Raw genomic sequence first — 13544 nt, forward strand, 5'->3', positions numbered from 1 at the left:
AATAATTAAAAAATACAAATAAGAAGTTCTTTAATCCGTAATTTTTGTGCTTTTTTGATAGCAAACCTATAAAAATCATTGTAAAAAGAAGGCAATATCCTGATAATGGCCGCCCTTATCATTGCAGCAAGCACTAAAGATGATCGAATTTTGAACTTAGTGCTTACATTGCCTATAATTTATTGAATTTTAATGAAAATTAATTACTTGTTTTATCGTATTTTTTGGTTAAAAATAAGAATTACAGGGAAATTCTTAGTCAAAGGATCTGAATATGGCTACCAGAGAAGATGAAGTAATAACACATGATGTGGAACAGGAAGCACTTATCCATGTAGAGACTGCGGAAGCTCCTCCAGAGATACTCGCTGGAGGAGAAAGGGAAGTAGTGGTAAAAATACCCCATGCGCCGTCGGCGACTCTCGATATTGAAGCGTTAATCCAAAAAGCCCAGGCTGATGAGAAAAACAATATAGAAAAATTACTCATCACTGAAGATGTTTTTAAAAAAATCAAAGAAAGTCTCATTATTACCATCAAAAGCATGGAAAAAAATCCCAGTCTTTTCTCGCAAGCGGCAGACTTCTGGGGAGAGCTGCCTCTATGGCAAAAAATTATGGGAGGACTCACAGTAACCGTACCCACTTTAATTTTAGGCTTGGTCGCTAATGTTGGTTTTTTACTTGCACTCTGTGGGATAACCACACTTGCTTATGCTGGTGGAGGTATTATTCTTGATGATCACCATAATCACACAGTAAGCATCACAGACAGTTTAACTAAAGGGGTGCTCGGGCTTGCCAATCTTTTAGAGTTAATGATTACTGCATTGGATAACATACGCCTAGGTTTAGCCGTAGAGGTGGAAAAATTTAGCTCTGAAAATGCCATCTTGCACAACAGCAACGAAAAACTAACCGAAGAATTAGAATCACTTGGCCAGCAGGTTCAGGCTGCTGCAAGATTAACGGAATCCCTCAAACAAACCAAGAAATCCCTTGAGGAAGCGGCCATCACGCTGAATGAGCAAATGCAGGAGAACGCTGAGTTATTACACTGCAACCAAGAAAGACTGGAGCAAGTCACCAAAGATTATCATACTAGCCAACAAGATCTGGCAGATAAAATAGTCCAGTTTTCGTTGGTAGAAAGCATGTTGGGGCTAGAACTTGAAAAAACAAAGAAAACCGTGCTGACCCTGCAAGATACTGTAACTCAACTGGTTGATACAGTTATTGTTGGAGAAAGACAACAACAAGAGTTTAAAGAATACATGAGTTCGTTTTTTGAAACTCAAGGAAAAAGATTTGATTCCATCGCTGAGCGTATCGGTGCAACAGAACAAAAACTTGCGGTGTCGGAAGTCAAATTAAAGCAAAACAATGAGGAATATCAATCACAACTCGTTGAACTACGCCAGCAAATAGAACGGCTTACTCTACTCGGAGACCGACGCCAACGGCAAATAGAAAACGTCAACTCATTACCAACAGAAGTATTAATCAACGTATTGCTGACAAGAGGCTTTTTTGCAATAAAAAATCCTCCGCAAGAAACACCAAACAATACTCTCGAGGCGCAAGCAAACGCCCCCGTAGCAACCTATTAATCCCCTCAAAATACGGTAGCCTGGTTGCTCGCAACCAGGACTTCCAGAAATGGCAACTAAATCAGATTCATAGGGCTTGAATTATTACCATCAAAGCCGCAGACTAACTCTAATGCTCCAAACTACTTAACAGAGGAAGATAATGCCAAAATCAATTGAAGAGCGCGTGAAGCAACTGCAAGAAACCATAGCGCAGCTGGTTGATGATATAAAACAAGGCAATTTCGGAAAAGAAGAACTACAACAAAAGAATGATGAGCTTCAAGCATTACTCACAGAATTAACCCAAACAATCCAGCAAGAACACCAAGAACGTGAACTTCGCATGGAGGCAGCGCTGAGTACTCTACCTGTTCCTGTTCATCATCTTGAGATAGAAAAAAAATTTACGCTAACAACAAATGCATTGAAACAAGTAAATGAGCAATACCAGGTACTTATTGCTAAACAGTATGAGCAAATAGATAAATTATCCAGGATTGTGGATAGAGTAGAAACAATTAAAACATTGAAAGAAAAAGGATTTTTTGCACAAGACACGACTTCAACCCAAGAAATCCAAGACAACAACCACAAAGCCCAACTATAATCTGTTTTGTAGCCTTGATTACGCTGCACTGCATCAAGGCTACTGACTACACATGACCTTATTGATTAGAAAAATAAGTTTCATAAAGCTTGAGATAACTACTATCTTGCTCCATTTGCAGTAACACTTTATTAATTCGCGTAATTAAATTCTCGTTCCTAGGCGTCGCCATAACCGCAAAGCCTTCACCTAACGTCACTACCGGCGCAATGGTCTTGAATGAATTGCTGACATTATGATTCCAATAATTAACATCTGAACGGTATAAGAAAACAGCCGCAATACTTTTATTGCTTAAAGCAGCAAACAAATCTTCTACAGAATTATACTGATTAATCTTGAATGTTCCCGGAAAGTTATTGATGATGTATGAATATAAAACACCCCCGCTTAATTCATCTTTGATAAGCCCTATGGTGGAACCTTTTAGCTCGGCCAAAGAATTAATTGTGCTTTTGTTTTAATGTTAAGAACTGACCTTGACTCAGCATATAGGGTAAACTAAAAATGAAATTCTTCTGGCGTGCTGAGGAAATAGTAATACCAGAGAGCGCCAAATCCACCTGACTATTTTTTAACGCCTCATAGACTTGTTGTGAATCTTTTAAAAAGACAAACTGGCACTCAAGCTGCAAATGCTTACAAAGCATATTCGCCAAATCAATATCAAAACCTTCATTGGGGGAAATAACAAAAGGAGGATCATAGGTCAAAAATGCAATTTTAGTATTACTAAAACTTATGTTGGTAAAAAAAAGACACAGAATACTATCGAAATAATCCTTATCCGCTTCATTTTTCACCCTCTTATCGTTTGAACCCCTTAAAATTCCAAGATTTAAAGTATAGCCCTCTTTTTAGGCTATGCTAAATAAGATAAAAGGAGAAATCATGAACATGACTAAAAAAGTCGCTATTCTAGGGAGCTCCCGTACCCCCTTTGTTAAATCGCAAACGCTTTATACCGGTAAATCAAACCAAGATTTATTAGGGGCTGCTGTTGCCGGCCTTATTAAAAAGAGCAAAATAGAGGGAGAGTGTTTAGGGGATGTTATTGCTGGCGCCGTTATCAATCACCCTTTTGACTGGAACCTATCCCGCGAAGTAGTGCTGGGAAGCAGCCTATCTCCAGAAACGCCCGGACTCACTATCCAACGCGCGTGCGGCACCGGACTTGAAGCCATCAATCTTGTAGCCCTCAAAATTGCCAACGGACAAATGAGCAGTGGTATTGGCGGTGGTACTGATACCAATTCGGATATACCGTTAATTGGCCAACGCCAATTAACACATTTTTTAATTGAATTTCAACAAGCGCAAGGCTGGAAAGAAAAACTGCGCACCTGTAAGAAATTTCGCTTCAGTATGCTGAAACCCTTGTTACCCACCGTACGTGAACCGCGTACCGGCTTATCGATGGGGGAACATTGCGAACTGATGGTAAAAGAATGGAAAATTAGCCGCGAAGCCCAAGATGAACTCGCCGTCAGATCACATCAGAATGCCGCCAAAGCTTATGATGAGGGGTTCTATGATGATTTAATTACCCCGATGGAGGACTTAACGCATGATACTATTACTCGCAAAGAAACAAGCCTGGAAAAATTAGCTAAATTAAAACCTGCCTTTGATAAATCAGCCACTGGAAGTTTAACCGCAGGTAATTCGACTCCGCTAACCGATGGGGCCTCTGCCGTCTTATTAGGTTCTCCCGAATGGGCCCAAGCACATCAGTTAGAGGTGTTAGCTTATTTTGTCGATTGCGAAGTAGCAGCTGTGGATTATGTCCATGGCGCAGGGCTTTTGATGGCACCAACAATTGCTGTAAGTCGTCTCTTAGAACGAAATAATTTAACCCTACAAGATTTTGATTTTTATGAAATTCATGAAGCCTTTGCCGGTCAAGTATTATGTACTCTAAAAGCCTGGGAGTCTGCCGAATATTGTCAAAAAGTGCTGCGCCGTGATAAGCCTTTAGGAAGCATTGACACGCAAAAAATGAACATTAAAGGTGGAAGTCTGGCGCTAGGACATCCTTTTGCGGCGACCGGCGGGCGTATTGTCGGCGCTGCCGCCAAAATACTGGCGCAAGCAGGCAAAGGACGAGCTCTTATAAGTATTTGTACCGCCGGGGGAATGGGAGTCGTTGCTATATTGGAACGATAACCTCCCCCGCAATTTCCTTCTTTTAGTCAACGACTCGGCTGTCTATATCCCGCGGACAAACCACGGGGTGTAGACAGATATATAATATATCAGTTTCAAGCAGCCACGCTACGCCCAATACCCCACGAACTTCTTGCTTAATTTTTCAGTTTAGTTGATGATAACAAAAGATAAATGGACCTTCTTCCCAACAATAAAATTAGGGTCAATCGATAAACAATATAACAAAGCTTGGATTTATGGACATTCATTCATTGATTTCGACCCCACGCGCTCGCTATAAAAAATAACCCCACCGCCAGCAAAGGTTAGTACAGATCACAGTGGCTCTTTTGTTCCTAGTACTCATATTGATTTACACCTTGATGCGAAATAGCCATAGCAAGCATCCAGACCATGTGCCAATGCTCGTTCGTGAAGGCAATCTCATCAAAATTCCTGAGCATTCACCACTTCGCTCACAATTAAATGTGCAAACCGTCAAAGCTTCTAACGCACCACACATTATTAAGCTTGCTGGAGTAATTGAAGCAGAACAAACACGTAATATACCCATTTTACCCCCATTAACAGGGCAACTGCTTAGCTTAAATACTCAACTTGGGGATGAGGTAAAAAAAGGTCAAGTTTTAGCGGTTATGCAATCCCCGGCCATGGCTCAGGCCTATGCCGATAAAATTAAAGCTCAAAGTGCATTAAAACAAGCGACGGAAGCCTGGGGCCGAGCACAAAAAGTCAACCGCGCCGGAGCAAACGCTGTTAAAGATGTAGAGCAAATAAAAAATACATACCTGCAAGCACAGGCAGAGATGCAACGTGCACAAGCAACGTTGGAAGCCTTAGGCCAAAATAAAGAGAATTTATTGCAAATAATGGCCCCTATTGACGGTAAGATCACTATTTTAAATTATGGTAGTGGCGCTTATATCACCGATCAAACCACACCTATTTTCAATCTCTCAAATATTCATGCGGTATGGGTTACTGCATGTGTCCCAGAACAAACCATTCCCTGGGTCAAAAAAGACCAAAAAGTAAAAATACATGTAGCAGCCTATCCGCAGCAACATTGGGATGGCACCATTACCTTTACCAATAATTTCCTGGATCCGGACACTCGTTGCAATAAATCACGGATTGCTCTGACTAATCCCGATGAGCGTTTACAGCCCAATATGTTTGCGACGGTCAATACCGAAATACCTCAGGATAAACAACCTATAATCCCGCTATCCGCTCTACTCATGCATAATGACACAACCTCCGTTTTTATTGAAACCGTCCCGTGGACCTTCACCCAACGTACCGTAGTACTCGGTCCTGAAGATAAAGAACATGTTCGTATTCGTTCAGGGCTAAAACCAGGCGATCGCATTGTGGCTGCGGGAGGGATACTTATCAATGATTGATAAGCTGATTGCGCTGTGCTTTCGACGTCGCCACATTGCTTGGGGCGCCGCCATTTTGATTGGTATTTATGGTTATATTTCTAGCACCCAGATGACCATTGAAGCCTATCCTGAGCTCGATGACGTACGTGTTTCCATTGTTACCCAATTACCCGGATTAGCAGCCGAAGAAATCGAACAACAAGTGACCGTTCCACTCGAGCGCGAGCTGGTTAGCGTACCCTACTTATCTGAATTACGCTCCAGCAGTACCTTTGCCCTCTCATTAATCACCATGATCTTCAAAGATGAAGCAAGTGAGTATTTTGCCCGTGCCCGCGTCTTAGAAGCCTTAAGCTCATTGAGCCTTCCTGCTGGTATTCAACCAACGATGAATCCCTTAACTGGCTCTGGCAGTGAAATCTACCGTTATACCTTAGAATCCAATACCAAAAATCTGATGGAATTATCTGAAATACAACGTTGGATTGTCATGCCCGCCCTCAAACAAGTACCCGGGGTTGCCGAAGTCAATAATTTTGGAGGATTTACCAAAGAATACCAACTCACCCTAGACCCCATGAAATTACGGCGTTTTAATTTAGCCCTAGCGGATGTCACCAATGCGATTAACAATAATTCTGCCTTTGCTGGAGGCGGCCGTGTTTCTCGAGGGGAACAAAGCTACATCATTCGTGGTATTGGACAAATTCGCACTCTAGACGAACTCGGTGCAGTAGTGGTTACCCAATATGAGGGAACTCCCATACTTATTCGTGATTTGGGACAGGTCGAGTTTGGGCATAAAGAGCGTGAAGGGATCCTCGGAAAAAACCACAATCCAGATACCATTGAAGGGATTGTCTTGATGCGTAAAGGACTAAATCCAGGAAAGGTTCTGGAAGGCTTACATGCAAAAATTGATTCCTTACAAGAGCGGCTAAAGCCAATGGGAGTATCCATTGTTCCTTATATTGATCGAGATGACTTAGTCCATTTAACAATTCATAAAATAACGCATACAGTTGTTGAAGGGATTGCCATCGTCTGCATTGTGCTTATGCTTTTTCTAGGAAGTTTCCGTAGCGCCATCGTCGTTACCGTGGCCATTCCCGCAGCTCTCGTATCCGTGTTCATTTTTATGAATTTAACGCGAATGCCCACCAATCTTTTCTCTTTAGGTGCGATTGATTTTGGGGTTATCGTTGATGGAGCCATTGTGGTAATGGAAACCATTTTGCGTCGCCGAGAAGCTCTCCCTAATACACCTTTGTCTGTAGACGATACCTTAACTGCAACCAATCAAGTAGCACGTCCTATTTTCTTCGCCACCCTCATTATTATTTCTGCCTATTTACCTCTATTTGCCTTTGAACATGCCGAAGGAAAACTCTTTAGGCCGATGGCATACACGGTAAGCTTTGCACTTTTAGGTGCATTAGTCTGTTCTTTTGTCTTGATTCCTGGATTAGCTTACACTGCCTTACGTAAACCACAGAAAATACCCCATAATCGTGTGCTCATCTGGCTAACCATACGCTATCGCGGCCTCTTACGTGATTTAATTAAACGTCCTGGCATTACCTATGCACTGGGCATCATTACTTTAGCTTTGATCATTGTACTTGGTGCCACTGCAGGCCGTGAGTTTTTACCCGAGCTCGATGAGGGAGCACTCTGGTTGCAAGCGGACTTACCCTCTGGATTATCCCTGGAAAAAGGCAATGAAATGGCCAGCATTCTGCGGGAAACCCTATTAAAACATCTGAGGTTTCTTTTGTCGCGACCCAGCTGGGTAGAAATGACGATGGAACTGATCCATGGACGCCCTCACATATTGAGGCTCCAGTAGGTTTAAAACCTTATGGCGAATGGCCTAACGGGGAATCAAAACAACAATTTATTTCCAGGCTTGCACACGAGTTTTCTCAAATGCCTGGATTTACGATCGGGATTAGTCAACCCATTGTCGATAACGTCAATGATCTGGTCGGTGGTGCACATAGCCCGCTTGCATTGAGGATTTATGGCACCGACTTACATGAAGCTCGTCGCATTGGCCGTGAAATCGTGAATGTGTTAAAAAGCATTAAAGGGACGGCGTCTGCGTCTATATTCCAAGAACCTCCAATTCCGCAAATTACGATTAAAGTCGATCGCGATAAGATTGCACGTTATGGAATCAATGTTACAGATGTAACCAACTTAATTCAAACCGGATTAGGTGGGGCCCCCATTACCCGAATTTATGTAGAAAACCGTAACTATAATGCAACGACGCGTTTTCCCAAGACAGAAAAAAACAGCATCCAAGCTCTAGGTAATTTATTTATAAACAGTGCTAATGGAGCAAAAATCCCCTTAGCCGAACTAGCCACCTTAGAATATCGCACCGGTGAAAGTAATATTGCGCATGAACAAGGTGAGCGTGAAGTCACGGTTCGCATGGATAATCGTGGGCGCGATCTGACCTCCTACCTTAATGAAGCCAAACAGAAAATTGCTGAAAAAGTACAGTTTGATAAGAAGCAATTCCGCTTAGAATGGGCTGGGCAATTTCAAAGCCAAGAACGCGCAGAAAAACGTTTGGTCTATATTCTTGGGCTCATGCTCATACTGATGGGTTTGCTTTTGTTCTTCGAATTTCAAAAATTACATTTAGTATTTCTCATTCTTGGGGTCGTTCCCATGGCAACCTTGGGTGGACTTGTTACCCTCCACTTCACCGGTGAAACTATCAATGTTGCAACTGCCGTAGGCTTTATTGCCTTATTTGGCGTTTCGATACAAAATGCCATTATCATGGTTGCCAATATCCGCCGGGTGCGCAAACTAAATCCCTCGCTTAATCGTGCAGTAATTGATGGGGCCGCTGAACGTCTGCGTCCAGTGCTCATGACAGCAACCGTCGCCTCTTTTGGCATGCTGCCTGCAGCCTTGGCTACTGGGGTGGGAACGGATGTGCAGCGCGGCTTGGCAACAGTCATTGTTGGCGGTTTAGCTGTATCGACCTTGTTAACCCTATTTATTTTACCTACCTATTATTACGCCTTAGCTCGTTATTTTGAACACAAACATCCTAAAGTACGTCGCAGGGGAAGACAACCATGATGCATGGTCTAATACGCATAGGATTATTGCTATTCTTACTCAATAGTTGTGCCGTGGGGCCAAACTATAAGAGGCCGGCAACTCCACTGCCTCAAAGTTATACCAAACCCGCCCCAGTTACTAAAACCGCTGCGAGTAAAACACAATTTGGTGCAGCACAATCGTTTATCGCCAATCAAGAATTACCCGCACAATGGTGGCGATTATTTAATTCCGAGCCATTGAATGAATTGGTCGCGGCAAGTCTGCACAACAATCCCACCCTTAGTGCAGCCCAAGAGGCTCTACATTCGGCGTTAGAAAATGCTTACTCAGAACGAGGAGCACTTCTACCGGTGGTGGGCTTCTCATTTAACCCCACCACACAAAAAACGGCTGATATTCTCACCAGCGTACTGGCCAGCAATCAATATCGATATTCGCTGTATACCGGACAAGTGTTTGTCTCCTATACCATTGACGTCTTTGGTGGAACCCGGCGGCAACTGGAATCATTAATGGCACAGGCCGAATTTCAACACGTCCAACTAGAAGCCACTTATCTAACCTTAACAGCCAATGTAGTGAGTGCCGCCATCCAAGAAGCCGCATTACGAGAGCAAATTACTACGACCGAAAAAATTATTGCCGAACAAAAAAGAATCTTAGCAATTACACAACAACAATTAAGATTAGGCGACACCGCCCTTGCCAATGTAGCCGCCCAACAAACAGCTCTAGCCACATCAATAGCAAGCCTGTCTCCGTTGCAAAAACAATTGGCTATTCAACGGGATTTATTAAATTCACTCACTGGCCATTTTCCTGATGATCAACACACACCCCAAGTTTATTTGAGTTCATTACATTTACCCACGCAACTGCCAATCTCCATTCCCTCAACCCTCATTGAACATCGTCCAGATATTCGTGCAGCAGAAGCACAAATGCATGCAGCAAATGCGTTGATTGGCGTTGCCATCGCCAATCGCCTACCCAATTTTACAATTGATGCCACCAACTTAGGAACGGCAGCAACTACACTTGCCACGTTACTGCGACCAGATACTCGCTTTTGGGCTCTAGCAGGCATAATTACACAGCCAATTTTCAACGGCGGAGCACTGCGTCATAAGCAACGAGCAGCAGAGGCGACCTACAGACAAGCAGCAGCACAATACCGTTCCACGGTGATCAACGCCTATCAAAATGTAGCTGATACATTAAAAGCGTTGCAGGCAGACGCCCTTGCCTTGGATGCAGCCAATAAAGCAGAGCAGGCTGCGCAGACTAGTCTTAGAATTTATCAACGTCAATTGGCACTAGGAGATACTAGCCAAATAGCCTTACTCCTTAGTCAGCAAACATATCAACAGGCTAAATTCAATTTAATTCAAGCCCAGGCAAATCGCCTGTCAGATACCGTCGCTTTATTTCAAGCTCTGGGCGGTGGATGGCAACAAAGTCAGAATCAGAAAAAATAATCAAATCAATTGTAGCCTGGATGCAACGCAGCGAATTCCTTACGCCATTAGTTGCAAGTAATCAGGCTACCGCGAATAGATGTCTACACCCCATACGGAAGTAATCTATCCTCTTCTTCATCTTGAATCGATAAAACCGGTGTTCTTACGGCCTTAATTAGCCTGCGATCACGCGCTTCTAATTCTTTTTTCGCAAAAAAATTACTTAGCAAATACGCGCTCGAACCACCTAGAGAGCTGGCTGTTACCGAAACCGGAGGAGCTATGGGAGCAGGACCGTTTTCTTTAAAGAAAAACCCGCCGCCGCCAGTAACATTGGCAGCACCTTTGACTGCCATATCCAAAAATAAAGACACATTGCCAATGTAAGGTATATCCACGGTTATTTGTTGAGGGTCTAAGGTAACGTCTACTGGATAAGTAGTGGTTGTAAGCGGTCCATGATAATAAGTACTGTGTGCATGCTGCTCTCCTTGAATCGGATATGTCAGCTGCAACGCGGAATTCAATAAGCTAGAATAATAAGCCAAACAAATTCCTGCATTATAACTTAGCATGGCAATCATAAGTGAACTACTCAGAGAGGTTATCTGCGATTGCAAAAATTCACGAGCCACTGGTCGTTCAATTTGTGTGCCATAATTTAGCTGTGTAAATTGATCATCTTCACGGTATTGTTGGACTTTTTTAAGCGTGCTCCCTAACCCCTTAAGGACAATCCCCGAACTTAGAATCACGGCACTAGCCGTGTAGATCATCCCCGATTCAACATAATCGCTTAGGTGATACAGTTTCTCGCCATCCATTGCCTTGCTGACCCGCAGTGGCAAGGTATAGTTAATACCAAATAGATGGTCTAAATTCCCTGATATTTCTAATCCACCCCAACCAACCGCTGAACCCGCATATGAGGCCTGAAAGGTCTTATCAATCGCTTGAGCTGCGGCAAACCCCATCCCCCCGACACTACACGCAATCGAGCCTGCGGTATCCAATACACTTGCTGCCGTATTAATTGCAACATTGATAATACTCCCCATCCATCCCATAGCATAAATCCTTGTACATACTATAAAGTCCCTTGATTTGTCAGTATCCATAGACAAAGAGAAATCAAACCAAACCGGAAACGGTCCGTTGTATCAAATCATAAGTATTTCATGCCGTCAATGAGAAGGGATTGATCTATGTAGATAAAAAAAGACCCAGTCGTAAAACTTTTACACCTAATAATGCACCTTATTGCTTTAATAATGGACTTATCCTATTGATCTGATTAGTAAAAATCCACGAAATACCTCGATTTAATTCACGATATAAGCTGTTTTTGGAATCAACAAAACCCACCCCGACAATTTGTTGTGCGGCAACTAAACGATGAACGGATTTATTCGTGATCAATAAATAATGTCCGAGCACTCCTCCATAATGCTGACTCAGACTCAAATCACAAAAAGTACCCACATTGTTATGTACGGCTACGAGTAATAAAGCCTGCTTAGGAACGTGTGATAAGCACTGAAAGCATTCATCCTTTAAACTAAGTAAGTGATAATCCGTTACTGGCGTCAGGTCATGCAAACTGGCAAGCAAAGCGTCCTCATTAGGCAATGGTACTTTTAATTCGATAAATAAATGCAGTCGCCCGCCAAATTCAGCAACCACTTCGGCAAGAGTTGGTATTTGAGGAACGTGAGCACGTAACTCGGAAAAAGATACCTCGGCAATAGTTAGATCTCGACCCCATAAGCGTTTTAAGGTTGGGTCATGATTCACCACCAACACTTGATCGGCCGTTGCATGCACATCCAACTCAATGCCCCAGCATCCAGCTTGTGCTGCCAAACGAAACGCCGTCAGCGTATTTTCCATAACGCCATGTGCATGATCATGAGCCCCTCGATGCGCGATTATACGTGCAGCGGATACCTGCTCCAGTTGTGGTTTTTTTCTAGGAAGCAAAGCAAAATAAGCATCGAGCATTTTTTCCAAAAATATAAGCGACATGAGCCGACCTCAAGTGGGTGATTATTCCATTCTATGCAGGGCACTTTAAAAAGGCAAAAATAGCGGATAATAATGAGAATTTTCATGAAAACTATTCCATTAATAGGCCTAATTGTGTAAAAATAATTAGTTTTTTAAATCTACACACGAGGGTAGATTATTACTGAGACTTGGATATGCCCTTAATTACCACTGATGTCGATCTCGCCGTCCGCGATTTACGCGCGGGAAACCCCGTTGCCATACCTACAGAAACAGTCTATGGTTTAGCTGCTCCAATTGATAACGAACACGCGATTAGGGCTGTTTTTGCGATGAAAAATAGACCCCTAAATCATCCATTGATCGTCCACGTAGCTCCTAATTGGGATTTATCCTCGCTCGTTGAACACGTTCCGGATTATGCCAAACAACTTATTAACGCATTTTGGCCTGGCCCCTTAACCTTAGTTTTGCGCTGCAAGCCAGAGCAAGTAAACCCGATTATTACGGGAGGGCAAAACACCGTAGCCATTCGCTGCCCAGCTCACCCTCTTGCTCAAGAACTATTAAGCAAATTACAAACTCCTGTGGTTGCACCTTCAGCAAACCCTTTTGGCAAAGTAAGCCCAACCACTGCAATGCATGTAAAAGAATCGTTTTCTGAACAGGAATTAACGATATTGGATGGTGGTCGTTGCACAGTAGGAATCGAGTCCACAATAGTGGATGCCAGCACCCCAGAAACCTATCAAATATTGCGCCATGGGCTTATCGATGAACAGGCCATTGCCACCGTTATTACAACACTATCAACTAACCAGCAAAGTACTCTTCGTGTTCCAGGCAAATTAGATAGCCATTATCAGCCTCATAAAACCTTATATTATTTCGCTGACTACGAACATCTTGCGCAATTTTGCCAACAAAGCAACGAGGCCATCTATGCGATTGCCAGCAAACAACCACCAACGATTGCTGCACAGCATTATCATCAATTGGCAGATAATCCCGAACAAGCGGCCTTTGATTTATACTATCAGTTAAGGCAAGCAGATGCCTCCACAGCACAATGCATTGTCATCGAGCTACCTCCAGCAACAGGTATGTGGCAAGGAGTCCGAGAACGAATTTTAAAAGCTGGTGTTCCTTACTCGCAAGAATAAAGCACGTAGCCCGTATTACGCTAATACGGGCTACGACGATGCATCCCGTAGACAAGCAACACCACT

At 43.0% G+C, this 13544-nt stretch carries 10 protein-coding genes and 1 pseudogene; 7 read left to right on the forward strand and 4 right to left on the reverse strand.

Features of this window, described 5'->3' with window-relative positions; translation table 11 throughout:
* Positions 1 to 274: 274 nt before the first annotated feature.
* Positions 275 to 1609: a hypothetical protein gene (locus J2N86_RS13380; RefSeq protein ID WP_252579961.1), complete on the forward strand. Its 1335-nt coding sequence runs from the start codon at positions 275 to 277 to the stop codon at positions 1607 to 1609.
* 142 nt (positions 1610 to 1751) lie between these two features.
* A complete protein-coding gene (locus tag J2N86_RS13385) occupies positions 1752 to 2198 on the forward strand; it encodes a hypothetical protein (RefSeq protein WP_252579962.1) in 447 nt (148 codons plus the stop codon).
* Positions 2199 to 2256: 58 nt separating this feature from the next.
* On the opposite strand, the gene J2N86_RS16255 is transcribed toward J2N86_RS13385, so the two are convergent.
* Positions 2257 to 2637: a type 2 periplasmic-binding domain-containing protein gene (locus tag J2N86_RS16255; protein ID WP_407658961.1), complete on the reverse strand. Its 381-nt coding sequence runs from the start codon at positions 2635 to 2637 to the stop codon at positions 2257 to 2259.
* Positions 2638 to 2641: 4 nt separating this feature from the next.
* Entirely contained in the window at positions 2642 to 3001 is a 360-nt protein-coding gene (locus J2N86_RS16260; RefSeq protein ID WP_407658962.1) for a transporter substrate-binding domain-containing protein, read from the reverse strand.
* An 88-nt stretch (positions 3002 to 3089) separates the two neighbouring features.
* Between J2N86_RS16260 and J2N86_RS13395 the strand changes: the two genes are divergently transcribed.
* From J2N86_RS13395 to J2N86_RS13410, 4 genes and pseudogenes are all read left to right on the forward strand, one after another.
* On the forward strand, positions 3090 to 4364 hold the full coding sequence (locus J2N86_RS13395; RefSeq protein WP_252579963.1) for an acetyl-CoA C-acetyltransferase: 1275 nt from the start codon (positions 3090 to 3092) through the stop codon (positions 4362 to 4364).
* 365 nt (positions 4365 to 4729) lie between these two features.
* Positions 4730 to 5773, forward strand: coding sequence for an efflux RND transporter periplasmic adaptor subunit (locus tag J2N86_RS13400; protein ID WP_252579964.1), 1044 nt, complete (start codon positions 4730 to 4732; stop codon positions 5771 to 5773).
* A pseudogene (locus tag J2N86_RS13405) lies at positions 5766 to 8863 on the forward strand (efflux RND transporter permease subunit). The gene J2N86_RS13400 and the pseudogene J2N86_RS13405 overlap by 8 nt, the downstream one beginning before the upstream one ends.
* Positions 8860 to 10326, forward strand: a complete 1467-nt coding sequence (locus tag J2N86_RS13410; protein ID WP_252579965.1) for an efflux transporter outer membrane subunit — start codon at positions 8860 to 8862, stop codon at positions 10324 to 10326. The pseudogene J2N86_RS13405 and the gene J2N86_RS13410 overlap by 4 nt, the downstream one beginning before the upstream one ends.
* Positions 10327 to 10409: 83 nt before the next feature.
* On the opposite strand, the gene J2N86_RS13415 is transcribed toward J2N86_RS13410, so the two are convergent.
* Together J2N86_RS13415 and J2N86_RS13420 are read right to left on the reverse strand one after the other, a co-directional pair.
* A complete protein-coding gene (locus J2N86_RS13415) occupies positions 10410 to 11375 on the reverse strand; it encodes a hypothetical protein (protein WP_252579966.1) in 966 nt (321 codons plus the stop codon).
* A 190-nt stretch (positions 11376 to 11565) separates the two neighbouring features.
* Positions 11566 to 12333 (reverse strand): glycerophosphodiester phosphodiesterase, encoded by a 768-nt coding sequence (locus J2N86_RS13420; RefSeq protein ID WP_252579968.1) that lies wholly within the window; start codon positions 12331 to 12333, stop codon positions 11566 to 11568.
* A 176-nt stretch (positions 12334 to 12509) separates the two neighbouring features.
* Here J2N86_RS13420 and J2N86_RS13425 point away from each other — a divergent pair, with 176 nt between their 5' ends.
* Positions 12510 to 13478 (forward strand): L-threonylcarbamoyladenylate synthase, encoded by a 969-nt coding sequence (locus J2N86_RS13425; RefSeq protein WP_252579969.1) that lies wholly within the window; start codon positions 12510 to 12512, stop codon positions 13476 to 13478.
* Positions 13479 to 13544 lie beyond the last annotated feature (66 nt).

Source organism: Legionella lytica, from assembly GCF_023921225.1.
Lineage (GTDB): Bacteria > Pseudomonadota > Gammaproteobacteria > Legionellales > Legionellaceae > Legionella > Legionella lytica.

Excerpts from the sequence above, each read along its gene's own strand:
- J2N86_RS13380 (WP_252579961.1), top strand. The coding sequence starts at position 275 with ATGGCTACCAGAGAAGATGAAGTAATAACACATGATGTGGAACAGGAA.
- J2N86_RS13385 (WP_252579962.1), top strand. The coding sequence starts at position 1,752 with ATGCCAAAATCAATTGAAGAGCGCGTGAAGCAACTGCAAGAAACCATA.
- J2N86_RS13400 (WP_252579964.1), top strand. The coding sequence starts at position 4,730 with ATGCGAAATAGCCATAGCAAGCATCCAGACCATGTGCCAATGCTCGTT.
- J2N86_RS13425 (WP_252579969.1), top strand. The coding sequence starts at position 12,510 with ATGCCCTTAATTACCACTGATGTCGATCTCGCCGTCCGCGATTTACGC.
- J2N86_RS13410 (WP_252579965.1), top strand. The coding sequence starts at position 8,860 with ATGATGCATGGTCTAATACGCATAGGATTATTGCTATTCTTACTCAAT.
- J2N86_RS13420 (WP_252579968.1), bottom strand. The coding sequence starts at position 12,333 with ATGTCGCTTATATTTTTGGAAAAAATGCTCGATGCTTATTTTGCTTTG.
- J2N86_RS13395 (WP_252579963.1), top strand. The coding sequence starts at position 3,090 with ATGAACATGACTAAAAAAGTCGCTATTCTAGGGAGCTCCCGTACCCCC.
- J2N86_RS13415 (WP_252579966.1), bottom strand. The coding sequence starts at position 11,375 with ATGGGATGGATGGGGAGTATTATCAATGTTGCAATTAATACGGCAGCA.